General features: G+C 72.1%; 24 protein-coding genes and 1 tRNA gene. 11 read left to right on the top strand and 14 right to left on the bottom strand.

Going from position 1 to position 22,696, the window contains the following annotated elements:
• Window positions 1–38: 38 nt before the first annotated feature.
• The 5 genes from murI to ACFFHC_RS02670 all read left to right on the top strand — a co-directional run bounded on the left by murI (window position 39) and on the right by ACFFHC_RS02670 (window position 4,392).
• Window positions 39–902: a glutamate racemase gene (gene murI / locus ACFFHC_RS02690; protein ID WP_101849881.1), complete on the top strand. Its 864-nt coding sequence runs from the start codon at window positions 39–41 to the stop codon at window positions 900–902.
• The gene (locus ACFFHC_RS02685) at window positions 899–1,696 is read left to right on the top strand and encodes an MBL fold metallo-hydrolase (RefSeq protein WP_070704736.1); all 798 of its coding nucleotides are present in this window, start codon (window positions 899–901) and stop codon (window positions 1,694–1,696) included. Before murI ends, ACFFHC_RS02685 begins: the two co-directional genes overlap by 4 nt.
• A 58-nt stretch (window positions 1,697–1,754) precedes the next feature.
• A complete protein-coding gene (locus ACFFHC_RS02680) occupies window positions 1,755–2,780 on the top strand; it encodes a YeiH family protein (RefSeq protein WP_237769744.1) in 1,026 nt (341 codons plus the stop codon).
• 71 nt (window positions 2,781–2,851) lie between these two features.
• Window positions 2,852–3,715 (top strand): ribonuclease PH, encoded by an 864-nt coding sequence (rph, locus tag ACFFHC_RS02675; protein WP_379802799.1) that lies wholly within the window; start codon window positions 2,852–2,854, stop codon window positions 3,713–3,715.
• On the top strand, window positions 3,715–4,392 hold the full coding sequence (locus ACFFHC_RS02670) for a non-canonical purine NTP pyrophosphatase (RefSeq protein ID WP_379802796.1): 678 nt from the start codon (window positions 3,715–3,717) through the stop codon (window positions 4,390–4,392). Before rph ends, ACFFHC_RS02670 begins: the two co-directional genes overlap by 1 nt.
• A 90-nt stretch (window positions 4,393–4,482) precedes the next feature.
• On the opposite strand, the gene ACFFHC_RS02665 is transcribed toward ACFFHC_RS02670, so the two are convergent.
• Entirely contained in the window at window positions 4,483–4,857 is a 375-nt protein-coding gene (locus ACFFHC_RS02665) for a hypothetical protein (protein ID WP_379802793.1), read from the bottom strand.
• A gap of 41 nt (window positions 4,858–4,898) precedes the next feature.
• On the bottom strand, window positions 4,899–6,188 hold the full coding sequence (locus ACFFHC_RS02660; protein ID WP_141494584.1) for a DUF3238 domain-containing protein: 1,290 nt from the start codon (window positions 6,186–6,188) through the stop codon (window positions 4,899–4,901).
• Window positions 6,189–6,357: 169 nt separating this feature from the next.
• Here ACFFHC_RS02660 and ACFFHC_RS02655 point away from each other — a divergent pair, with 169 nt between their 5' ends.
• Window positions 6,358–7,524 carry an aminotransferase class I/II-fold pyridoxal phosphate-dependent enzyme gene (locus ACFFHC_RS02655; protein ID WP_141494585.1) on the top strand — a complete coding sequence of 389 codons (1,167 nt, stop codon included), beginning with the start codon at window positions 6,358–6,360 and terminating at the stop codon, window positions 7,522–7,524.
• A gap of 72 nt (window positions 7,525–7,596) precedes the next feature.
• On the opposite strand, the gene ACFFHC_RS02650 is transcribed toward ACFFHC_RS02655, so the two are convergent.
• Complete coding sequence (locus tag ACFFHC_RS02650; protein WP_070703866.1) at window positions 7,597–9,105, bottom strand: alanine/glycine:cation symporter family protein; 1,509 nt, start codon at window positions 9,103–9,105, stop codon at window positions 7,597–7,599.
• A gap of 259 nt (window positions 9,106–9,364) precedes the next feature.
• On the opposite strand from ACFFHC_RS02650, the gene ACFFHC_RS02645 reads away from it, so the two are divergent.
• The gene (locus tag ACFFHC_RS02645) at window positions 9,365–10,453 is read left to right on the top strand and encodes an endonuclease/exonuclease/phosphatase family protein (protein ID WP_168168424.1); all 1,089 of its coding nucleotides are present in this window, start codon (window positions 9,365–9,367) and stop codon (window positions 10,451–10,453) included.
• 7 nt (window positions 10,454–10,460) lie between these two features.
• On the opposite strand, the gene ACFFHC_RS02640 is transcribed toward ACFFHC_RS02645, so the two are convergent.
• Both ACFFHC_RS02640 and ACFFHC_RS02635 read right to left on the bottom strand, forming a co-directional pair.
• Window positions 10,461–10,543 (bottom strand) — tRNA-Leu (locus ACFFHC_RS02640).
• Between the two features lie 20 nt (window positions 10,544–10,563).
• Window positions 10,564–11,049 (bottom strand): peroxiredoxin, encoded by a 486-nt coding sequence (locus ACFFHC_RS02635; RefSeq protein ID WP_070703870.1) that lies wholly within the window; start codon window positions 11,047–11,049, stop codon window positions 10,564–10,566.
• A gap of 66 nt (window positions 11,050–11,115) precedes the next feature.
• Here ACFFHC_RS02635 and ACFFHC_RS02630 point away from each other — a divergent pair, with 66 nt between their 5' ends.
• Window positions 11,116–11,397 (top strand): DUF3618 domain-containing protein, encoded by a 282-nt coding sequence (locus ACFFHC_RS02630; RefSeq protein ID WP_070703872.1) that lies wholly within the window; start codon window positions 11,116–11,118, stop codon window positions 11,395–11,397.
• A gap of 74 nt (window positions 11,398–11,471) precedes the next feature.
• Here ACFFHC_RS02630 and ACFFHC_RS02625 read toward each other — a convergent pair whose 3' ends face one another.
• From ACFFHC_RS02625 to ACFFHC_RS02600, 6 genes are all read right to left on the bottom strand, one after another.
• Complete coding sequence (locus tag ACFFHC_RS02625; protein ID WP_141494589.1) at window positions 11,472–12,341, bottom strand: protein phosphatase 2C domain-containing protein; 870 nt, start codon at window positions 12,339–12,341, stop codon at window positions 11,472–11,474.
• Window positions 12,341–13,537 carry a glycine C-acetyltransferase gene (locus tag ACFFHC_RS02620; protein ID WP_070703237.1) on the bottom strand — a complete coding sequence of 399 codons (1,197 nt, stop codon included), beginning with the start codon at window positions 13,535–13,537 and terminating at the stop codon, window positions 12,341–12,343. Before ACFFHC_RS02620 ends, ACFFHC_RS02625 begins: the two co-directional genes overlap by 1 nt.
• A gap of 89 nt (window positions 13,538–13,626) precedes the next feature.
• Window positions 13,627–13,968, bottom strand: a complete 342-nt coding sequence (locus ACFFHC_RS02615) for a nucleotidyltransferase family protein (protein WP_070703236.1) — start codon at window positions 13,966–13,968, stop codon at window positions 13,627–13,629.
• Between the two features lie 44 nt (window positions 13,969–14,012).
• Window positions 14,013–15,446: an argininosuccinate synthase gene (gene argG / locus ACFFHC_RS02610; protein ID WP_070703235.1), complete on the bottom strand. Its 1,434-nt coding sequence runs from the start codon at window positions 15,444–15,446 to the stop codon at window positions 14,013–14,015.
• A gap of 60 nt (window positions 15,447–15,506) precedes the next feature.
• Window positions 15,507–16,436 carry an ornithine carbamoyltransferase gene (argF, locus tag ACFFHC_RS02605; RefSeq protein WP_070703234.1) on the bottom strand — a complete coding sequence of 310 codons (930 nt, stop codon included), beginning with the start codon at window positions 16,434–16,436 and terminating at the stop codon, window positions 15,507–15,509.
• 151 nt (window positions 16,437–16,587) lie between these two features.
• A complete protein-coding gene (locus ACFFHC_RS02600; protein ID WP_070703233.1) occupies window positions 16,588–16,908 on the bottom strand; it encodes a putative quinol monooxygenase in 321 nt (106 codons plus the stop codon).
• Between the two features lie 138 nt (window positions 16,909–17,046).
• On the opposite strand from ACFFHC_RS02600, the gene ACFFHC_RS02595 reads away from it, so the two are divergent.
• A complete protein-coding gene (locus ACFFHC_RS02595; protein ID WP_070703232.1) occupies window positions 17,047–18,474 on the top strand; it encodes a glyceraldehyde-3-phosphate dehydrogenase in 1,428 nt (475 codons plus the stop codon).
• 100 nt (window positions 18,475–18,574) lie between these two features.
• Here the strand turns inward: ACFFHC_RS02595 and ACFFHC_RS02590 are convergent, their stop codons facing one another.
• Both ACFFHC_RS02590 and tdh read right to left on the bottom strand, forming a co-directional pair.
• Window positions 18,575–19,498: an exodeoxyribonuclease III gene (locus ACFFHC_RS02590; protein WP_070703238.1), complete on the bottom strand. Its 924-nt coding sequence runs from the start codon at window positions 19,496–19,498 to the stop codon at window positions 18,575–18,577.
• A 9-nt stretch (window positions 19,499–19,507) separates the two neighbouring features.
• The gene (gene tdh / locus ACFFHC_RS02585) at window positions 19,508–20,554 is read right to left on the bottom strand and encodes an L-threonine 3-dehydrogenase (protein WP_379802781.1); all 1,047 of its coding nucleotides are present in this window, start codon (window positions 20,552–20,554) and stop codon (window positions 19,508–19,510) included.
• 137 nt (window positions 20,555–20,691) lie between these two features.
• Here tdh and ACFFHC_RS02580 point away from each other — a divergent pair, with 137 nt between their 5' ends.
• Window positions 20,692–20,958, top strand: a complete 267-nt coding sequence (locus tag ACFFHC_RS02580) for a hypothetical protein (RefSeq protein WP_070703230.1) — start codon at window positions 20,692–20,694, stop codon at window positions 20,956–20,958.
• Window positions 20,946–21,335, top strand: coding sequence for a type II toxin-antitoxin system VapC family toxin (locus ACFFHC_RS02575; RefSeq protein WP_379802777.1), 390 nt, complete (start codon window positions 20,946–20,948; stop codon window positions 21,333–21,335). Before ACFFHC_RS02580 ends, ACFFHC_RS02575 begins: the two co-directional genes overlap by 13 nt.
• A 3-nt stretch (window positions 21,336–21,338) precedes the next feature.
• Here the strand turns inward: ACFFHC_RS02575 and ACFFHC_RS02570 are convergent, their stop codons facing one another.
• Window positions 21,339–22,526 carry a CaiB/BaiF CoA transferase family protein gene (locus ACFFHC_RS02570; protein WP_379802775.1) on the bottom strand — a complete coding sequence of 396 codons (1,188 nt, stop codon included), beginning with the start codon at window positions 22,524–22,526 and terminating at the stop codon, window positions 21,339–21,341.
• Window positions 22,527–22,696 lie beyond the last annotated feature (170 nt).

The raw sequence follows: 22,696 nt of genomic DNA, 5'->3' as shown, positions 1-22,696 counted from the left end.
GGGTGGGGGCCTCCGACCACGGACGTACCCTGTGGCGCATGTCCACGGCACCCATCGGCATCTTCGACTCCGGCCTCGGCGGCCTCACGGTCGCCCGTGCGGTGCTGGACCACCTGCCCCGCGAGTCGACGATCTACCTGGGTGACACCCTCCACGCACCGTACGGTCCTCGCCCCATCGCGGAGGTGCGCGGCCTGGCCCTGGACTCCCTGGACGCCCTCGTGGAGCGCGGTGTCAAGGCCCTGGTCATCGCCTGCAACTCGGCCTCGGCCGCGGTGCTGCACGACGCCCGGGAGCGTTACGACGTCCCCGTCATCGAGGTGATCCGCCCAGCCGCCCGCCGCGCCGCCGGCATCACCCGCTCGGGCCGGGTGGGCGTCATCAGCACCCTCGCCACCCACACCTCGGGCGCCTACCGCGACGCGTTCGCCGCCGTGCCCAGCGTGCAGCTGCACTCCCAGCCGTGCCCCCGCTTCGTGGAGTTCGTGGAGGCCGGCACGGTCACCGGCCCGGAGGTGTTCGCGGCGGCCACCGAGTACCTCACGCCGCTCAAGGAGGCGGGCGTGGACACCCTCATCATGGGGTGCACCCACTACCCGCTGCTGCGCGGCGTGCTCGCCTACGAGATGGGGCCCGAGGTCTCGCTCGTGTCGTCCGCGGAGGAGACCGCCGCCGAGCTGCTGCGCACCCTGGCCGACCGCGACGAGCTGGCCCCCGAGCACTCGGCACCCACGCACACCTTCCTCACCACCGGCGACCCGGCCCAGTTCGGGGAGCTGGCCCGCACCTTCCTGGGCCCCGAGGTCTCCGCCGGCAACACCCACCGCCTGCCCGTGCCCACGGAGGTGCCCCCCACGGGTGCCGTCCCCACCCTCGATGCCGGGGGAGGGGCCACCGCATGAGGCTCACCGTGGTGGGGTGCTCGGGGTCCTTCGCGGGGCCCGAGTCGGCCGCGTCCTCCTACCTGGTGGAGCACGAGCACGAGGGCCGCACCTGGCGGCTCGTGCTCGACCTGGGCTCCGGCGCGCTGGGTGCCCTGCAGCGGTACACCGACCCCACGGCCGTGGACGCGTACTGCATCAGCCACCTGCACCCGGACCACGTGGTGGACCTGTGCGGCCTGTTCGTGCTGCACCACTATGACCCGCGCGCCCCGCACACCGAGCGCATCCCCGTCCACGGCCCGGCGGCGCTGCGTCAGCAGATGGACTGCGTCTACGGCTCCCCGTCGGGGGAGAGCCTCACCCGCTCCTTCGCCTACCACCCGGTGGGCGACGGCCACACCACGCAGGTGGGGCCGTTCACCCTCACGTGGACCCGGGTGAACCACCCGGGCGACGCGTACGGCCTGCGGGTGGAGGCGGGCGGCTGCACCGTGGCGTACACCGGCGACACCGATGACACCCCTGCCCTGGATGGCCTGCTGGCCGGCGCGGACCTCGTGCTCTCGGACTGCGCCTTCGTGGAGGGGCGCGACACCGCCCAGGGCATCCACCTGTCCGGGCGTCGCGCGGCCGTGGCGGCGCAGCGTGCCGGGGGAGTGGGCGCCCTGGTGCTCACCCACGTGCCGCCGTGGAACGACCCGGAGGTCTCCGTGGCGGAGGCGCGCGAGGTGTGGGACGGCCCGCTGCAGGCCGCCCACCCCGGCCTGGTGCTCGAGCTCGTCCCGCGCGACTGCTCGGTGACCCCCGCCTGAGCTGGCCCGGCGCACCCCGCCGGCCCCACTGGATCGAGGAATCGCGAGAGGAGCGACCGTGAGCCGTTCGTCAACCCTGGTGCCCGGACTGGTGGCCTGCCTGGTGGCGGGCCTGGTGTCGATGGGGGCGGCCCGGTTGGTGGGCGCGGCCGTGCCCGCCGTGAGCCCGCTCCTGGTGGCCATCCTGCTCGGCATCCTCGTGGGTAACCTGGCCAGCCTCCCGGCCGGCTGGGGCCCGGGGCTGGGGGCGGGCAGCAAGACGTTGCTGCGCACCGGCATCGTGCTGCTGGGGCTCCAGGTCTCGCTGGCGACCATCGCCGACCTGGGGTGGAAGGTCGTCCTCGCCGTCGTGCTCGTGGTGGCGGTCGGCCTGGCGACGGCGGTGCTGGCCGGGCGCCTGCTGGGCGTCCGCCCCGGGCTGGCGCTGCTCGTGGGGGCGGGCTTCTCCATCTGTGGTGCGGCGGCGGTGGCCGCGGCCGACGGCGTGGTGGACGCCGAGGACGAGGACGTGGCGGTCGCCCTGGCGCTCGTGGTGCTCTTCGGCACGCTCATGATCCCCGCGGTGCCGTTGCTGGGCGGGCTCCTGGGCCTGGACGACCGCACCATCGGCCTGTGGGCCGGGCTGTCGGTGCACGAGGTGGCGCAGGTGGTGGCCGTCGGCGGCATCGTGGGCGGGGCCGCGCTGGCGGTGGCCGTGGTGGCCAAGCTGGCGCGCGTGGTGCTGCTGGCCCCGGTGATGGTGGGCTTCGCGACCCTGCGCCGCCGCCAGCTGCGCGCGGGCGAGGGCGCGGCGGGTGGCACGGCTGGCGGCTCCAACGACGTGACGCTGCCGCCGATCGTCCCGGCGTTCGTGGTGGCCTTCCTGGCGATGGTGCTCGTGCGCACCTGGGTGCCGCTGCCCGAGCAGCTGCTCGAGGTGGTCAAGGTCCTGCAGACCCTGCTGCTCGCGGCCGCGATGTGGGCGCTGGGCACCGGGGTGCGCTGGGAGCGGCTGAGGACGGTCGGCGGTGCGCCGTTCGCGCTGGCCGGCATCACCACCGCCGTCGTGGCGGCGGTCGGGCTGGGCGGGGCGCTCGTCGCCTGATGCTCGGCCACCCGGCCGCACCCGGTGCGGGGAGCGTCGGCGTCGCCTGAGCGGCCCGTAGGCTCAGGTGCATGACCGACGCCCCCGCATCGCGCACCGTGAACGCCCCCGCCGACGCCGCCCCCACCCCCCGCCACGACGGCCGCGCGCCCGACCATCTGCGCGAGGTCCGCATCACCCGTGGCTGGCTCGACCATGCCGCCGGCTCGGTGCTCGTGGAGTTCGGCCGCACCCGCGTGCTGTGCGCCGCCTCCTTCCAGCCGGATGTCCCGCGCTGGCTGAAGGGTCAGGGCACCGGCTGGGTGACCGGCGAGTACGCCATGCTGCCGGCGGCCACCCACACCCGCAGCGACCGCGAGTCGGTCAAGGGCAAGGTGAAGGGCCGCACGCAGGAGATCTCGCGCCTGCTCGGCCGGGCGCTGCGGGCCGCGGTGGACACCTCCGCCCTGGGAGAGAACACCATCGTCATCGACTGCGACGTGCTGCAGGCCGACGGCGGCACCCGCACCGCCGCCATCACCGGCGCGTGGGTGGCGCTGGCCGATGCGGTGGCCGCCGGCAAGGCGTCCGGCGACATCGCCCCCGACGCTGTGGTGCTGCGCGATGCGGTGCAGGCCATCAGCGTCGGCATCGTCGACGGGCGCCCCGTGCTCGACCTGGACTACCCGGAGGACTCGACCGCCGGGGCGGACATGAACGTGGTGATGACCGGCGCGGGCGACCTGGTGGAGGTGCAGGGCACGGCCGAGGGGCAGACCTTCGACCGGGCGATGTTGAACCAGCTGCTCGACCTGGCCGAGGCCGGCTGCGCCACGCTGGCCGCCGCGCAGCAGGCCTCGCTGGGGCTCGATGCGGGGGAGCGGCTCGTGGTGGCCTCCGGCGAGCGTCCGTCGCAGCCGGCTGGCGGGTCCGAGCCGTCCGGGGAGGGCGCCTGATGGCCGCGCGCCGCATCGTCCTGGCCACCCGCAACCGGGGCAAGGTGCCCGAGCTGCAGCGGATCCTGTCCGAGTCCCTGCCGCACGAGGTCGAGGTGGTGACCTTGGCGGACGTGGCCCCGGACGCCCCGGACGTGGTCGAGTCCGGCACCACCTTCGAGGCCAACTCGCTGCTCAAGGCCCGTGCGGCCTGCGAGCTGACCGGGCTGCCCGCCATCGCTGACGACTCCGGCCTGTGCGTCGACGTGCTCGGTGGTGCTCCGGGTATCTTCTCGGCGCGCTGGTCCGGTGGGCTCGTGGACTCCCAGGGACAGGGGCCGGGCGTGGCCAAGGACGCCGACAACAACGCGCTGCTGCTGGCCCAGCTGGCCGACGTGCCCGACGACGCCCGCGGCGCCCAGTTCGTGTGCGTCATGAGCTTTGTGGACCCCGACGGCACCGAGATCGTCGAGCGCGGTGAGATGGACGGCTTCATGCTGCGGGAACCGCAGGGGGAGAACGGGTTCGGCTACGACCCGATCTTCGCGGTGCGCAGCGGCGAGCTCGCGGAGGCCGGGTTCACGCCCGTGCGGGGTCCGGTGAGCAGCGCCGAGCTGCCCGCAGAGGTGAAGAACCGCGTGAGCCACCGCGGCAAGGCCACCCGGGCCCTGGCGCAGCGGTTGTCCGAGCGGGGCTGAGCACGGGTGAACCCGCCCGGGTGAGCGCCTGTGGCCCCGCGACCCGTCGCCGGACGGGTCCCGGGGCCACGTGGATGAGCGGGCCGATCCTCAGGGGGCGTCGGGGAGGGGGTCTCCGTCGGGGTGGGTCCACTGGGCCCGGCGCCCGATGGCGAGCAGCGGGCAGAGCACCGCAGTGGCCCCTGGGAGGTAGCTCGCGAAGAGACCGAACCCATTCGCCGGGATGGGCCACAGATGGAGCAGGACCAGCACCACGATGACGAGCAACACCGGGATGGCCAGGAAAGCCGCCGCAACGCCACCGCCCCAGCCGTCGTGGCGGACAAGGGCCCGCCAGCAGCGGACCACCCCAAAGGTGATGAGCGACACCCACAGCACGTGCAGCGCCCCGATCCACTCGTACCAGACTGTCTCGACGAGTGCGACCAGCAGACCCAGCGCCAACAGCGTGCTGCGGATGTCCAACCCTACGTCTCGGGGATGCCGGTCCTGTGAGATGCCGCCCATCAGAGGGTCTTGGTGAAATAGGCGGTCCACGATCGTTGTCCCGGGCACTTCGTCAGAGGTGAAATCACCTGGGGGGCGCTCAGGCACATAAAGCTTTCTGAGTACCTGTTCTGCACCTTGCGCCACGTCCCTCGGCGGTCACTCATGGCGTGTACCTCGTGCCGGGGCACATCGATGGAGTGCCCGTAGTAGCTGGCACTCCCATTGCGGTACACCGTCCCTCGCAGCTGATAGGTGATCGGGCCCGCCGAGGAGCACAAGGGATTACCGATCTTGTGCTTGAGGGTGAACTGGGCCGAGCTGCTGTTGATCGAGACGTCGCGCAGGTACATTCCGGCGGGGCTGGCGGTCGCCGAGGCCACGGGGCGGGTACTGGTTCCGTCGGCATAGCGCACGGTGGGACTCACGTGACGCGTGAGGGTCACCTCCCGCTTGCCGTTGCGCCAGTCAGCGATCACGAGGGCCGCTGTGCGTGATCGTGTGGTCTGGTTGTACCCCGAGACCCATGACCGATTGTCTCCCTTGAACCAGATCTTGCCCCACGTCCAGCGTGGGTTGCAGGCAAGACCGGAGGGAACCGCAGCTCGTGCACCCGGGATGTAGGTCTTGTAGGACGTGTACATGGCGCCGTTGAGGGCAGCCGTCGTTCCAGCATCGTTGATGGTGACCGACTGTGTCTCTCCATTGGGGGCCTCGGCTGCGAACTCGTAACTGTCTGCGGCCAGCAGGCTGGGCTCCTCGTCCACGATGGACCCATCCTCGGAGATGGCGCCGAGCGGCTCACCATTCTTCAGGACCGTGGTGCCCTCGGCATCGGTGGACGCGACGGCGAGAACAGTGCGATCGGTCCCCTCCACGAGGGTTGCGACGGGCGCGAGTGCTGGTCGGACGGTTGTGCTGCCGCTGTACGTGACCTCGTCGGACCGGCTGTCCGTGACCGTTCCCTCGGTCTCGCTGTAGTAGCCGGAGGTCTTGGCCTCGTCCACGCTCTGGGCGCTGTCCGCCGTGCTGTCCAAGGCGACCGGCGCAAGGGCCTCCGTGAGGTATTCGGTGGCCTGGTACTGGTTGCCGGCTGCGTCTTGAAGCACCATCGTGCGCACGAGAGGGTCGGAGTCGTCTGTGGAGAGCACAGTGACCGGACGACCGTCTACCGTGATGCGTACGTCATCGCCGGAGTAGGTCGCGCTCAGGCCCTCCTCATTCGCCGTGGCCGGGAGGCCGAGCCCCGCGATCGAGCCAGTGAGAAGTGTTGCGGTGGTGAGGAGCCTCAGGGCGGTGCTGGGACGCATGATCGTCTCTCTGATTGGCGCACTGTCGGCGCGGATGGAAGAAACTTATGGTTCTCGGTCTCCGCAGGGTCTCCACCCGGGGGGGGATATGGGGGTACTCGGTGCGGGCGGCTTGCCGCCTCGCCACCGGCCGCTGATCCAGCCGCCCTTCCGTGCGAGGGTGGGGTGCATGACCTCGCCCCTCGTGCAGCGGATGCAGCCTTTCGGTACGTCGATCTTCGCTGAGATGACCCAGCGGGCCGTCGCGGCTGACGCGGTGAACCTTGGCCAGGGTGCCCCGGATTCCGGCACGCCGCGGGAGCTGGTCGAGTGGGCGCACGAGGCGATGCTGGAGGGCCGTAACCAGTACCCGCCGTTCTGGGGCGTGCCGGCGCTGCGCGAGGCGGTCGCCGCGCACCAGGGGCGCTTCCACGGGCTCGCTGTCGACCCGGCGCAGGTGCTGGTGACCGTCGGCGCCACCGAGGCGCTGACGGCATCGATCCTGGCCCTCGTCGAGCCCGGCGAGGAGGTTGTCGTCATCGAGCCGGCCTACGACTCCTACGCCGCGGCCGTGGCGCTGGCCGGGGGTGTGGTGCGCCCGTTGCCGCTGGCGCTGCCCTCGTTGGAGCTGGACCTCGAGGCGCTGGGGGCGGCCTTCTCCGACCGCACCGCGATGGTGGTGGTCAACACCCCGCACAACCCGACCGGTGCGCAGTTCAGCCGCGAGGAGCTGGTGGCCGTCGGGCGCCTGGCCGAGCGCCACGACGCGGTGATCCTCTCCGACGAGGTGTACGAGCACCTGGTGTACGACGGGGGTTCCCACCTGGGCCCGGCGATGGTGCCGGAGTGCGCCGACCGGACGCTGACGGTGAGCTCGGCGGGCAAGACGTTCGCGGTTACGGGGTGGAAGGTGGGGTGGGTGCACGGCCCGCAGGCGTTGGTGGATGCGGTGGCGAAGGTCAAGCAGTTCACCACCTTTGGCGTGGGGACGCCCTTCCAACCGGCGGTCGCACGCGGGCTGGCGCTGCCGGACGCGGTGTTCAGCGACCTGGCTGCGCTCCACGAGTGTCGGCGGGACAGGCTCGTGGCCGGCCTGCGCGATGCGGGGTTTGCCTGCGAGGTGCCGCCGGCGGGGTACTTCGTCATCGCCGACGCGGCCCCGTTGGGTGTCACGGACGCGTTGGCGTGGTGCCGCGCGATCCCGGAGGAAGCCGGGGTGGTGGGTGTTCCGGTGCAGGCGTTCTGCAGTGATCCCGAGCACGCGCCGAGCTACGTGCGGTTCGGGTTCTGCAAGACCGAGGACGTCATCGCCGAGGGCGTGGCGCGCCTGAAGGCCTGGTCCGAGCGCCAGGGCTGACACCAGCCGCTCACGCCGACGCCCCGGGAGCCGTGGTGGCTTCCGGGGCGTCGGCGTGAGGAGGACCGCTCGTCAGGCGCGGTCGGGCGTCGCGCCCGCGCTCCCGGCATCGGCGCCGGCGGTGGCACCCGGGCCGCGGCCGTGGCGTGCCAGCACGTCGTCCCACACCGGGGCGTTGTCGATGCCGATGTCGCGCGGGTTGAACACCGGGTCCACGCCCTCCTTGCGCTGACGGTCGTAGTCGCGGAACACCTTGAGCACCACCGGGCTGAGCATCACCAGGGCGATGAGGTTGACCCACGTGTAGAAGCCCAGGCCCAGGTCGGCCCACGCCCACGCGGTCTCCGAGCTGCGCAGCGAACCCAGCACGATGGAGACGGCCAGCAGCGCGCGCGCCACCGCGATGGCCACCGGCTGCCAGCGGTGCTCCTTGAGCAGGTAGGCCACGTTGGTCTCGGCGTAGAACCCGAAGGACAGCAGCGTGGTGAACGCGAAGAAGAACATGGCCACGGCCACGAACGCCGGCCCGAACCCGGGGAACACCGAGTCGATGGCGGCCTGCGTGTAGTTGGCGCCCGGGTTCTCGCCGGGCATGTACTCCACGATCATCTTGCCGTCCGGGTCGGCCACGTTGTAGCTCTTGGTGAGCAGGATCATCAGGGCCGTGATGGTGCACACGAACAGCGTGTCCACGTACGCCGAGAAGCCCTGTGCCAGACCCTGCTTGACCGGGTGCGAGACCTCCGCGGCGGCCGAGGCCTGCGCGGCCGAGCCGGTCCCCACCTCGGAGGAGTAGATGGCGCGCTTGACGCCCCACATGATGACCGCGCCGAGCATGCCGCCGAACATCGCCTCACCGCCGAAGGCACTGCGGAAGATGAGGCCGAACATGTCGGGCACGTCGCCGGCGCGCAGCACCATCATCGCCAGGCCCACGAGGATGTAGGCGCCCGCCATGAACGGCACCACCATCTCGGTGACGCGGCCCAGGCGGTGCATGCCGCCGAAGGTCACCAGGCAGAACAGCGCGGCCACCACGGCGCCGCTGACCCACATCGGCACGTGGAAGGCGGCCAGGTTGGAGTCCGAGATGCTGAACGACTGGATGGACGGGCCGGTGATGGTGGTGGCGAAGATCGTGCCGATGGCGTACAGCACGGCCAGCCACTTCCAGCCCAGCCCCTGCTCGATGTAGTAGGCCGGGCCACCGCGGTACTCGCCGTTGACCTCGCGCTTCCAGACCTGCGCCAGGGAGCTCTCGGCGATGGCGACGGTGGCGCCCAGGAAGGCGGTCACCCACATCCAGAACACGGCGCCGGGGCCACCGAAGTGGATGGCCGTGGCCACACCCACGATGTTGCCGACGCCCACGCGCCCACCCAGGGCGATGGCGAACGACTGGAACGGGGAGAGGCCGCGCTTGGAGTCACCACCCTCCTTGAGGGCGGTGATCATGTCCGGGAGGCGTCGGAGCTGCGGGAAGAGCAGCAGCAGACTGAACCCCGCGCCGAGCGCGAGGATCAGGAAGATCATGTACTGGGACCACAGCCACTCGTTGGCCGTGGTGAGGAAGGACTCCATGGTGTGCCTTTCGTCAGGTACCGAACGACCCTAGCCACGAGGGGCGCCGATGTCCGGGGGTTCGGCCGGGGTGATGCCGGTTCCGGCGGCGGATGCGGCTGTGGCACGGGAGGTTCTGCGGCCCCTCGCGATCCGGCCGGACGGACTCCGGGAGCCCGGCCGGTTGCGGGAGGTCCTGCACCGGGGCCCCGGGGACGCCCGGGCGTGTGCGTACGATCGCGGTAGACCGAGGGAGAGGGGCGACGGGGTGGAGTCGACGGTGCAGGGGCCCGTTGCGGGGGAGGCCGTGCCGGGACACCGCCGCCGGGGCTGGCGCCGGGGAGCAGCTGCCGTCCTGGCCGCGCTCGTGGGGCTGGCCCTCGTGGCCGCCGCGGTCCTCGTGTGGTGGCCGTCCGTGGGCTTCTCCCGGTGGTTGAGCACCCGCACTCTGGTGGCGCACGCGCTGTCCTTCCCGGTCCCTGCCGGGGTGGCCCTGGGGCTGGCGGGCCTGGTGCTCCTGGCCGTGGGGGTGTGGGCGTGGCGCCGCCGGCACCGGGCCTGGTGGTGGTGGCTCGCGGCGTCCGTGCCCGGCCTCGCTGCCGCGTTGGGTCTGGTCCTCGCGCCGGCCGGTCCGCCGTGGGCCGCGCCCGCGCCGGACACGGGCAGTGCATCGGCTGACGGCACCACTCTCACGGTGGTGACCTTCAACAGCCTCGGCGCGTTCACCGCCGCGGACCTCACGGCCCTGGAGACCCGCTTCCACCCCGACGTGGTGGTGCTGCCGGAGACCTCCCACGCCCGGGCGCAGCGGGCCATGCGCGCCGCCGGCTGGCGCGGCACCCTGCACACCAGTGACGCCTCAGGCCGCTGGGCGCCGGAGGACTCCGGCATCGAGGCCACGTCGGTGCTGCTGCGCGAGGGGCTGCCGGAGTACACCCCGCGCTCCGTCACCCCCTCGATGCAGGGGAGCGTGCGCCTGGAGCCCACCGACCCCGCGCACCCGCTGCTGCTGGCGGTCCACCCGGCGGCGCCCGTGCCCGGCTGGATGGACGAGTGGCGCCGCGACCTGGACGGGCTGGTGACCGAGGCCGAGACGGCAGCAGAGGAGGGGCCGGTGCTTCTGGTGGGCGACCTCAACGCCACGGTCCGCCACGGTGGGCTCGCGGGGATGGAGGGCCTCGCCGACACGGCCCGGCGGTGCGGTACGCCGCAGGGCACGTGGCCGGTCGGGTGGCCCGCCTGGGGGCGCAGCGCCATCGACCACGTCATCGTGAGCCACACGGCGACCGTCGACTCCTGCGAGGTGCTGGAACTGGGCGTCTCGGACCACCTGGCCTACGCGACCACGGTGCACCTGCCACCTGCGTGACGGGCCCTGGTGCGCGAGGCGGGACTCGAACCCGCACGCCGGAGCACACGGACCTAAACCGTGCGTGTCTGCCAGTTCCACCACTCGCGCGCGGCGGCCATTGTGCCCCGTCAGACGGCGCTGGTGAGCGGCAGCCCCAGCTCGTTCTTGCCCAGCGACGCCACGTGCCCCTTGGCCCGCACGTTGTACCGCGCGTGCTCGATGCGCCCCTGCTCGTCGATGACGAACGTGCTGCGGATGACGCCCTGCACCACCTTGCCGTAGTTCTTCTTCTCGCCGTACGCGCCGTAGGCCTTCAGCGTCTCCAGCTCCGGGTCGCAGAGCAGCGGGTAGCCCAGCTCGTACTTCTCCGCGAACTTCGTGTTCTTCTCCACCGTGTCCTTGCTCAGGCCGTAGACGGCGTACCCGGCATCGGCCAGGGCGGCGGCGTTGTCACGGAAGTCACAGGCCTCCGTGGTGCAGCCCGGCGTGGAGGCCGCGGGGTAGACGAACAGCACCACCTTGCGTCCGCGCAGGTCAGACAGCGAGACGGTGCCTCCCTCGGTGCTGGCCAGGGTGAAGTCGGGGGCGGCGTCGCCGGGCTCGAGGCGGGTCATGACGGGTCTCCTTCGGGTCGCTTCTGGGTTAGAGTTTCAGGGAGTTTCCCAAGGAAAGGCAATCTCGTGGCCAAGCAGCCCAAGGACACCCGTTCCGTCGAGCAGATCACGCGCGACATCGACGCCTCCCGCCTTCGCCTTGCGGGCGACGTCGACGAGCTCGTGTACCGCGTGCACCCCAAGGAGGTGGCACGCCGCGCCCAGGAGGACGCGCAGATCAAGTTCAACCAGACCATGTACGACGAGGGCGGCCAGCTCCGCGGTGACCGCGTGGCCATGGGCCTCGGCGGCGCCGGTGCCACCGTCTTCACCCTCGGCCTGCTGCGCCGCCTGTTCCACAAGGGCTGACGCGCGCCACACCGAGAGCCCCCACGACCGGTCGGTCGTGGGGGCTCGGCCGTTCCCGGGGCCGACGCGTCCGCTCAGACCACGCGCAGGATCGCGATGTCGTCGTGCACCTTGTGTCCGCCGGCCCGCAGCCGCTCGGCGTGCTCGGTCTCGTGCGCCCGGATGCCGTGCGCCAGCGCCCACGGGTCGCGCGCCACGGCCTCGGCCCAGGCGGGTGCGTCCAGGGTGCGGAACATCTCGATCGGCCGCGTCGCCCCGTCGGTGGCGAGCCAGGCGGCCTCCACCTCCTCCAGCGCGAACGACCCGGTGAGTCCCTCGTCGGCGGCGCGCACGTCGGCGCGGGCGCTCCACCACCCGCCGGGGGTGTTCATGACCGATGCGGGGGAGGGCCCGGTGCCGGCCCAGCCGCCCACCAGCGCGTCGAGCCGCCCGTCGATGACCTGCAGCACCTGGCCGTCGGTGAAGCGCACCACCAGCGAGGAGTCGCACAGCACGAAGTACTCCAGTCGGTCGCCCACGGCGCGGGCCACGGCGAGAGTGGCCCACGGTCCGGTGTCGGCGTCGCAGCCGGGGTGGGCGCCGCGCACGCACTCCAGGGCGCCGGCCACCGCATCGGCCAGGGTGGGCGGCTCGCCCACCACAGGCCCGAGGGCGTCCGCCGGTGCGAGGCGTGCGAGCACGGCATCGACCAGGCGGGTGCTGAACCAGTCCACGGGGTGCTCGCAGCCGGGGCGCAGCTCGGGGCCCACCCCGGCGCCGTCGGCCACCACACCCACGGCCGCGCGCCCGCCCGCGGCGGGCAGCGCGCGCCACGCGGCGGCGTCCTGGCAGTCGATGGCGGTGTGCGCCGCCCAGCGGACCCGCCCGCCGGGCTCCAGGGGCGCCCCGTGGCTGGGCCCCACCTCGGGGGAGACAGGACCCAGCATGCGGCGGTCGATGCCCATCAGGCGCCCGCGACGGCCTCGCGGGAGTCGACGAAGGCCTGCACGCAGGCGCGCACGTCCTCCTCGGAGTGGGCCGCCGAGAGCTGCACGCGGATGCGCGCCTCGCCCTTGGGCACCACCGGGTAGCTGAACGGGATGACGTACACGCCGCGCTCCAGCATCGCCTCGGCCACCTGGCCGGCCTGGCGGGCGCCGTCCTCGCCGGGGAACATCACCGGGATGATCGGGTGGCTGCCCTCGAGCAACTCGAAGCCGGCCTCGGTCATGAGCTCGCGGAAGAGCTTCGCGTTGCGCTCCAGCTGGGCGCGCAGCTCGTCGGAGGACTCCACCAGCTCCAGGGCCTTGAGCGAGCCGGCGGCGGTGCTGGGCGCCACGGCGTTGCTGAACAGGTACGGGCGGGAGCGCTGCTTGAGCAGGGCCACCACCTCCTTGGGGCCGGCCACGAAACCACCGGAGGCGCCACCCAGGGCCTTGCCGAAGGTGCCGGTCACCACGTCCACGCGGTCGATGACATCGAACTTCTCCGCGGTGCCGCGGCCCTTCTCGCCGGTGAAGCCGGTGGCGTGGGAGTCGTCCACCACCACCATGGCGCCGAACTCCTCGGCCAGGTCGCAGATCTCCTCCAGCGGGGCGTAGTAGCCGTCCATGGAGAACACGCCGTCGGTGACGATGACGGTGCGGCGCGCGCCGGCGTCCTTCGCGGCCTGCAGCTGGGTGCGCAGGTCGTCCATGTCGCGGTTGGCGTAGCGGTAGCGCATGGCCTTGCTCAGGCGCACGCCGTCGATGATGCTCGCGTGGTTCAGCGCGTCGGACACGATGGCGTCCTCCTTGCCGAAGAGCACCTCGAAGAAGCCGCCGTTGGCGTCGAAGCAGGAGGCGTACAGGATCGCGTCCTCGCAGCCCACGAAGGCGGCGATCCTCTGCTCCAGCTCGGTGTGCAGGGTCTGGGTGCCGCAGATGAAGCGCACCGAGGCCATGCCGAAGCCCCACTCGTCGAGGGCGGACTTGGCGGCGGCCTCGACCTCCGGGTGGTCGGCCAGCCCGAGGTAGTTGTTGGCGCAGAAGTTCAGCGCTTCGGCCTTCTTGGTGGTGACGTGGGCGGACTGCGGGGAGGTGAGCTCGCGCTCGTCCTTCCACAGGCCGGCGTCCTTGATCTCGGTGAGCTCGGAGGTCAGCTGGTCCTTGAACGCGTACATGCCGGCAGTGTCTCAGGGGGCGGGGGTGCCGCGTGACCCAGTCCCGCCGGGCGCGCGGGGACGGCCTCCGCGCCGCGAGGAGTGGGAGCTCAGGCGATGTCGAACACGCGGCCGACGTGGCTCTTGCGGTAGCGGGTCGGCAGGGACGTCGCCGCATCGAGGGCGTGCACGTCGTCGCGCATGGCCACGACGCCCCGCTGGTCGGTCGAACGGCTCACGGGGTCCACGGCGTCGTCGAGGGCGGTGCCGGAGACCTCGTCACGCAGCAGGCTGGACGCCACCACGTCGACCCGCCGCCCCAGAGCCATGCTCAGTTCCTCCCCGATGGCGGCGAGTCGCATCAGTTCGTTCCCGCCACCCGGAACGAGCTCCACGAGCAGGTCGATGTCGCTCGATGCCGTGGCCTCCCCCCACCGCGCGGGAGCGGCCACCCCCTCGGTGGCCGCTCCCTCACCCCTCCTGACGGGGTCGTCGCTCAGTCCGCGCCGTACTCCATCGCCGCGGCGTCCAGGGCGTCGTCCTGGGCGTCCAGGTCCTTCCACTGCGGGTTGCTGGCGATCTGCTGCGCGCCGCCGGGCTCCAGGGTGCCCAGCAGGTTGCCCTCCTGCACCACCACGTGGCCCTCGTCGTGCGGCTGCTTGGCGTACATCTCCAGCATCGAGCGCGAGTCGGCGATGTCCAGGTTGCGCATGGTCAGCTGCCCGATGCGGTCGGTGGGCCCGAACGCGGCGTTCTCCGTGCGCTCCATGGAGAGCTTGTCCGGGTGGTACGAGAAGTTCTCGCCCTCGGTCGCAAGGATCGTGTAGTCCTCACCACGCCGCAGGCGCACGGTCACCTCGCCGGTCACCAGCGAGGCCACCCAGCGCTGCAGCGCCTCGCGCATCATGAGCGCCTGCGGGTCGAGCCAGCGGCCCTCGTACATGAGGCGGCCCAGGCGGCGGCCGTCGGCGTGGTACTGCGCGATGGTGTCCTCGTTGTGCACCGCGTTGAGCAGCCGCTCGTAGGTCAGGTGCAGCAACGCCATGCCCGGCGCCTCGTAGATGCCGCGCGACTTCGCCTCGATGATGCGGTTCTCGATCTGGTCGCTCATGCCCAGGCCGTGGCGCCCGCCGATCTTGTTGGCCAGCAGCACCAGCTCCACCGGGTCCAGCCGCTCGCCGTTGATGGCCACGGGGCGCCCGCCCTCGAAGCGCACCGTGACGTCCTCGGTCTCGATGGCCACCTCGGGGTCCCAGAACTTCACGCCCATGATCGGCTCCACCGTCTCCAGGCTGACGTCCAGGTGCTCCAGCGTCTTGGCCTCGTGGGTGGCGCCCCAGATGTTGGCGTCGGTCGAGTACGCCTTCTCCTGGCTGTCGCGGTAGGGCAGGCCCCGCTCGGTGAGCCACTGGCTCATCTCGGTGCGGCCGCCCAGCTCGCCCACGAAGTCGGCGTCGAGCCACGGCTTGTAGATGAGCAGGTTGGGGTTGGTCATGAGGCCGTAGCGGTAGAACCGCTCGATGTCGTTGCCCTTGAAGGTGGAGCCGTCGCCCCAGATGTCCACCCCGTCCTCCTGCATGGCGCGCACCAGCAGGGTGCCGGTCACCGCACGGCCGATGGGGGTGGTGTTGAAGTAGGTGCGGCCGCCGGAGCGGATGTGGAAGGCACCGCAGGCGATGGCGGCGAAGCCCTCCTCCACGAGGGCGCGGCGGCAGTCTACGTGGCGGGCCAGCTCGGCGCCGTACTCCATGGCGCGGGCGGGCACGCCGGCGATGTCGTCCTCGTCGTACTGGCCCAGGTCGGCGGTGTACGTGCAGGGCACGGCGCCCTTCTCGCGCATCCAGGCCACGGCCACGGACGTGTCCAGGCCGCCGGAGAAGGCGATGCCGACGCGCTGGCCGGAGGGGAGGGAGGTCAGGACCTTGCTCATGGGGGTCTCCTCGGGGTTCTGCGGTCAGGGGGTCTCGGGTGGTGGGGGAGCGGCGCCGGGTCAGTCGGCGCGGTGCTCCCACAGCCAGGTCAGGATCGCCTTCTGGGCGTGGCGGCGGTTCTCGGCCTCGTCCCAGACCGCGCTCTGTGGGCCGTCGATCACCTCGGCGGCGATCTCCACCCCACGGTAGGCGGGCAGGCAGTGCATGACGATGGCGTGGTCGGCCGCGTGGGCGAGCAGCTCGGGGGTGAGCGCCCACGGGCCGAAGGTTGCCACGCGCTCGGCCTTCTCGTCCTCCTTGCCCATGCTCACCCAGGTGTCGGTGACCACCACGTCGGCACCGGTCACGGCCTCGACGGGGTCGTCCACGAGGGTGACCGAGCCGCCGGTGGTGGCGGCGATCTCCTGCCCACGGGCCACCACGTCGGGGTCCGGCAGGTAGCCCTCGGGGCCGGAGAGGCGCACGTGGAGCCCGGCGGTGGCGCCGGCGAGCACCCACGAGTTGCCCATGTTGCAGGCCGCGTCGCCGAGGAAGGCCACCGTCTGCCCGTGCAACCCGTCCTGGTGCTCGGCGATGGTCTGCAGGTCGGCCAGCAGCTGGCAGGGGTGGAAGTCGTCGGTCAGGGCGTTGACCACCGGCACGCCGGCGTACCGGGCCATCTCCTCCACGTCGGCCTGCATTGGCGTGCGCCACACCATCGCGCCGGCCTGACGTCCGATGACGCGGGCCACGTCCGCGATGGACTCGCGGGTTCCGGCGGCGGCCAGTCCGGCGTCGATGGCGAACTCGTGGCCGCCCAGCTCCGCGACGCCGGCTGCGAAGGACAGCTGCGTACGGAGGGTGGGTCGGTCGTAGATGGTCGCGACGGTCACCGGGCCCGCGAGCGGCTTGGGTCCGAAGGGGTCTGCCTTCAGGGTCGCGGCGAGGGCCAGCACCTCGGCCTGCTCGGCCGGGGTGAGGTCGTCGTCGCGGAGGAAGTGGCGGGTCATGACGCATGACCTTACATGGCATGGCATGAACATTCACAATCCGGGTGCGCGTCCTCGGTCACGCGCTCGCGTCCACCGGGCGGCGGGGCTCGTGCGCAAGGAGCGGCACACCGAGTGCCGGCGTGCCGCTCCTTGGCGATGGGGGTGGCGCTCAGTCCACCTGGATCTCGCCCATGGGGCCCCAGCCCTCGGACTCCACCTGCTCGCTGACGATCTGCGGGGTCGCGGCGAGGTACTGCGGGAACTCGGCCTGCATCTGCTTGAAGTGCTCGGAGTTCACGTGCGGCTCGGCGCCCTCGTCGGTGAACGCCTCGATGAGCACGTAGGTGTTCGGGTCCTCCACGCTGCGCGACCACTCGAACCACTTGTTGCCCGGCTCGGCACGCGTGGCCTCGGTGAACGGGCGGCTGATCTCCGGCCAGTCGTCGGCGTGCTCGGGCTTGACGGGGAACTTCACGTTGATGAGGATCATGCGCCCCATTCTGGCCCCGCACTGCGGGCTGTGTCGGGCCGGGGGAGCCGGTACGGGGGTCGGTAGGATCGCCGGTGGCCGCCACCACACGGGCGCGGCCGGTTGACCACACTCGCACCACGAAGGACGGGACACGACGTGACCAACAGCGCATCCGAGCACCAGCAGAAGTGGGCCGCCCAGGAGGGCGCGGCGGAGGACCTGGTCCCCGTCGCCGGGCGCCTGGCCCGCACGAACGGTGTGGACGCCCGCGTGAACGGCCGTTCCCTGGCCCGTCAGAGCGCCACCGGCATCCTCGGCGCCCACGCCGAGGCCGGTGAGGGTGCCGACGTCACCGAGACCCTCGCCCTGCTCCAGGCCGTCGAGGGCATCGAGGCCGGCGCCTCCGTGCTCGACGTCGTGGCCCTGCAGAAGGCGTACAAGGACTCCGGCTCCTCCGACCTCGAGGGCTTCCTGCGTGAGCAGCTGTCCGAGGTCGCCGGCCAGGCCGGTGGCGAGAAGAAGACCCAGGACGTCGTGCTCTACGGCTTCGGCCGCATCGGCCGCCTGCTGGCCCGCATCCTCGTGGGCCAGGACCACGGCACCGGCCTGCAGCTGCGCGCCGTCGTCGTGCGCAAGGGCAAGGCCGCGAACGACCTGGTCAAGCGCGCCGACAACTTCCGCGTCGACTCCGTGCACGGCCCCTTCGACGGCACCGTCGAGGTCGACGAGGCTGCCGAGACGCTGCACCTCAACGGCACCGCCGTCAAGGTCATCTACTCCAACTCCCCGGCCGAGGTGGACTACACCGCCCACGGCATCACCGACGCCGTCGTCATCGACAACACCGGTGTGTGGCGCGACGCCGAGGGCCTCTCGCAGCACCTGCAGTCCAAGGGCGTCAAGCGCGTCGTGCTGACCGCCCCGGGCAAGGGCGACATGGTGAACGTCGTGACCGGCGTGAACGACGAGATGATCGGCGACGCCGAGATCGTGTCCGCCGCCTCCTGCACCACCAACGCCATCACCCCGGTGCTCAAGGTCCTGGCCGACGAGTACGGCATCGTCGGTGGCCACGTGGAGACCATCCACAGCTACACCAACGACCAGAACCTCATGGACAACTACCACAAGGCCGACCGCCGTGGCCGCGCCGCCGCCATGAACATGGTGCTCACCGAGACCGGTGCCGCCAAGGCCGTGGCCAAGGCCCTGCCGGAGCTCAAGGGCAAGCTGTCCGGCAACGCCATCCGCGTCCCCACCCCGGACGTGTCCATGGCCGTGCTCAACCTGACCCTCGGCAAGGCCGTGGACCGCGAGACCCTCAACAAGGTCCTGCAGGACGCCGCCGCCTCCGGCCCGCTGGCCGACGCCATCGGCTACGTGGACCACCCCGAGGTCGTCTCCACCGACCTCGTGGGCGACACCCACGCCGGCACCGTGGACGGCCGCGCCACCATCGCCGGCGGCGACGAGCGCGTCGTGGTCTACGTCTGGTACGACAACGAGTACGGCTACTCCTGCCAGGTGGTGCGCATGGTCGAGCGCATGACCGGCGTCGAGCTGCCCGCCTTCCCCAAGGCCTGACGCAGCGCACGCGAGAGGGGGCCAGTCACCTGGTGGTGGCCGGCCCCCTTCGTCGTGCCCGGTGGGGTGCCCCTGCGGTCGCGCGCCCGGTGGGTGCCCCTCAGAGCTCGTAGTCCACGACCACCGGCGCGTGGTCGCTGAGCCGCTCCGCGCGGCTGGGCTCCTTGTCCACACCCGCGGTCACGGCGGCACGGGCCAGGGCGGGGGAGGCCAGGTGGTAGTCGATGCGCCACCCGGTGTCGCGCTCGAAGGCCTGCCCCATCCACGACCACCACGCGTACGGGCCCTCGGTGTCCGGGTGCTTCGAGCGCACCACGTCCACGAGGGTGCGCGGCGAGAGGATCGAGCCGAACCACTCGCGCTCCTCGGGCAGGAAGCCCTCGGAGTTCTTGTTGCCCCGCCAGTTCCTCACGTCGAGCTTCTCGTGGGCCACGTTGAAGTCGCCCATCACCAGGAACTCGCGCCCGGCGGCCTTCGCGGCCCTCCGGGAGCGGTCCAGCTGCTTGGCGAACCCGGCCAGGAAGCGCATCTTGCGCTCGTACTTGGCACCGCCGTCGGGCTCCTCGCGCATGCGGCCGGCCATCTTCTCCTGCAGGTCCGCCGGCAGGCCGCCCTTGGGCAGGTAGAGCGAGGCCACCGTCAGCGGCGCGTCGGCCAGGTCCACTTCCACGTACCGGCCCTCGCCGGCGAACTCCTTGAGCTCCCGCGGCAGGGTGGGCCCGGCATCGGCCGGCACGAGGTCCACGTGGTCCTCACCCGGGGCGCGCTGCAGCACGGGCTCGCCGAAGGTGCGCACGGCGGCCGGACGCACCCGCGTCAGCAGGGCCACGCCGTTGCGGCCGGCGGCGGTGCCGGCGTCGTAGGTCAGGTACCGGTCGCCGAACACCTCCAACGGCAGCTGGGCGACCGGGCAGCGCACCTCCTGCAGCGCCACCACGTCGGGGTCGCGGCGTTCCAGCCACCCCTCGAAGCCGCGCTTCTGGCAGGCCCGGATGCCGTTGACGTTGAAGCTCGCGATGCGCAGCGCCACGGCTCAGCTCCAGTCCAGCAGGACCTTGCCGCACTTGCCCGAGCGGGCGGTGGCGAAGGCCTCCTGCCAGTCCTCGGCGGCGAACTTGTGGGTCACCACGCTGCGCACGGCGGTCACCAGCTGCTCGTTGTCCTGCAGCAGCTGGGTCATCTTGTACCAGGTCTCGAACATCTCGCGGCCGTAGATGCCCTGCAGGGTGAGCATGTGGGTGATGACCTTGCCCCAGTCCACCTCGTAGCCGGTACCCGGCAGGCCCAGCATCGCGATGCGGCCGCCGTGGTTCATCGTGTCGATGGCCTCCTGCACGGCCGAGCCGAAGCCGGACATCTCCAGACAGACGTCGAAGCCCTCCTTCATGCCCAGCGGCTTCATCGCGTCGGCGATGCGCTCGTGCGACACGTTCACCACGCGGTCGGCACCGGCCGCCTTGGCCAGCTCCAGGCGCTCGTCGCTGATGTCGGTGGCCACCACGTAGCGGGCGCCCACGGCCTGGGCCACGGCCACCGCCATCACGCCGATGGGGCCGGAGCCGGTCACGAGCACGTCCTCGGCGGCCAGCGGGAACTTCAGGGCGGTGTGCACGGCGTTGCCCAGCGGGTCGAACAGGGCACCCAGGTCGGCGTCCACCCACTCGGGCTGCACCCACGCGTTGTCGGCGGGGATCACCACGTAGTCGGCGAACGCGCCGTCGCGGTTCACCCCCACGCCGATGGTGTTGCGGCACAGGTGGCGCGCGCCGGCCCGGCAGTTGCGGCACACGCCGCAGACGATGTGGCCCTCGCCGGAGACCTTGTCGCCGACCTTCAGGTCGCCGCGGGCCTCCACGCCGTCGCCCAACTCCACGATCTCGCCGTAGAACTCGTGACCGATCACCTGGGGCAGGTTCATGGCGCCCTCGGCCCACTCGTCCCAGCCCTCCAGGTGCAGGTCCGTGCCGCACAGGCCGGCGCGCTCCACGCGGATCTTCACCTCACCCGGGCCGGCGGTGGGCTCCGGGGCGTCGATGAGCTGCAGCCCGGGTCCGGGCTCGGTCTTGGCCAGTGCACGCATGGCGACTCCTTGGGATCGAGGGGGTGTGCTCCCCATCCCATCACGCCGACCGGCCCGCCCCGGAGCCCCGCCTGCTCAGCCGGGGAACCTGTGGATGCTGGGTGTTACACCGACGTCCCTGGGGATACCCTGAGGGCATGCCCACCACACGTCCGCGCCACCTCGTCACCGAGTCCGACGAGCTCGGTCAGGCCCTCGACCACGCCGCCCGCCGCTGGCCGGACCTGTCCCGCGGGCAGCTCGTGGCGCGTCTGGCGGTGGAGGGCGGGCGCCGCCTCGCGGTGGACGAGGGGGTGGAGGCCGAGCGGCGGCGACGCCTGCTGGAGGTCGCCGGCGGTCACCTGGCCGGGGTGGGGGACAGCAGCCGGCTCAGGACCCAGCGCGATGCGGAGTGGCCGGAGTGATCCTCGACGCCAACGTGGTCATCGCTGCCCTCAATGCGGAGGACGCCCACCACGCCGACGCCGTGGACGTCCTGGCCGAGGCGGCTGGTGAGCCGCTGCGGATGCCGGAGCTGACCCTCGCCGAGGCGTTCGTGGCCCACGCTCGGGCCGGCACCGCGGCCCGCGCGGCGGCCGTCCTCGACGAGCTGGGGGTCGAGATGGCGCCCGCGGCGGGCGACCCGATGGCGCTCGCGCGGCTGCGCGCCGAGTCGGGCCTGCGGATGCCGGACTGTGTGGTGCTCCAGTGCGCCGAACGGCAGGGCGAGCCACTGGTCACCTTCGACCGACGGCTCGCCCAGGTGGCCGTGGAGCGCGGTGTGCGGGTCCTGCCTGCCTGACGCTCAGCCCTCCAGGGCCCAGGCGCGCACGGCCTCGGCGTCGGCGTCCAGGGCCGGGGGTACGGTGTGCGTGGTCCGCGTGGTCTCCACCTCGCGACGCGCCTCGCCCTCGCCGGTGACGTCGAAGAAGCGCAGCGGCGGGCCGGGCAGCTCCACCTCGCCCAGCACCGGGTGGTCCACGGTGGCCACCAGGCCCTGCGAGCGGGTCTGCTCCCAGGCGTACACCTCGTCCAGCGTGCGCACCTTGCCGCTGGGCACGCCCGCCGCGCCCAGGCGGGTCAGCAGCTCCTCGCCGGTGTGCTCGGCGAACGCTGCCTCCACCGCCTCGATGACGGCCGGGCGGTGCGCGTTGCGCTCGGCGTTGGTGGCCATGCCCTCGGCGGCCGGGTCGAGCCCGAACTCGGCGCACAGCTTCTGCCACAGGTTCTCGTTGCCGCAGCTGATCTGCACCGCACCGTCCTTGCAGCGGAACAGGCCGTACGGGGTGATGCTCGGGTGGTGGTTGCCCTGCGCCGCGGGCACCTCGCGACCGACGGTCCAGCGCGTGCCCTGGAAGGCGTGCACCCCCACGATGCTGGCCAGCAGCGAGGTGCGCACCACCTGCCCGCGGCCGGTCCGCTCCCGCTCGAACAGTGCCGTCATCACGCCGTAGGCGCCGTGGATGCCGGCCAGCAGGTCGCCGATGGGGGTACCGACGCGCTGCGGGTCGTCCGGCCCGGACCCGGTGAGGCTCATGAGCCCGGCCTCGCCCTGCGCGATCTGGTCGTAGCCCGGCCGCCCGCCCTCGGGGCCGTCGTGGCCGAACCCGCTGATGCTCAGCACCACCAGCCGTGGGTTGAGCTCCAGTAGCCGCTCCATCGAGAAGCCCAGGCGGTCCATCACCCCGGTGCGGAAGTTCTCCATGAGCACGTCGGCCTTGCGCACCATGCCCTCCAGCACGGCCTTGTCGGCCTCGTCCTTGAGGTTCAGCGCCACGGACTGCTTGTTGCGGTTGCACGAGAGGTAGTACGTGCTGATGTGCTCCTCGCCGCCCACGAACGGCGGGCCCCACGAGCGCGTGTCGTCGCCGGTGCCGGGGGTCTCCACCTTGATGACCCGCGCACCCTGGTCGCCGAGCATCTGCGCGGCGTGCGGGCCGGCTAGGGCCCGGGTCAGGTCGATGACGGTGATGCCCTGCAGTGCGCCGGTCACGGAGTGCCTCCTGGGTGCTGGGGGACGGTCTGTGTCGCGGGTCACGCTACGTGGCGCGCTCCCACGCCGGCCGCCCGGCCCCGCGACAGGCGCCGTGGGTGCCTCTGCCACACTTCCCTGCGACGCACGTCACACCCCGGCGACCGGCGGGCCGAGCCCGCGGAAGGAGC

Source organism: Kytococcus schroeteri (assembly GCF_042433515.1).
Taxonomy (GTDB): domain Bacteria; phylum Actinomycetota; class Actinomycetes; order Actinomycetales; family Dermatophilaceae; genus Kytococcus; species Kytococcus schroeteri.
Note: the sequence above shows the minus strand (reverse complement) of the source record. Positions and strands in the feature narration are given on the sequence as shown.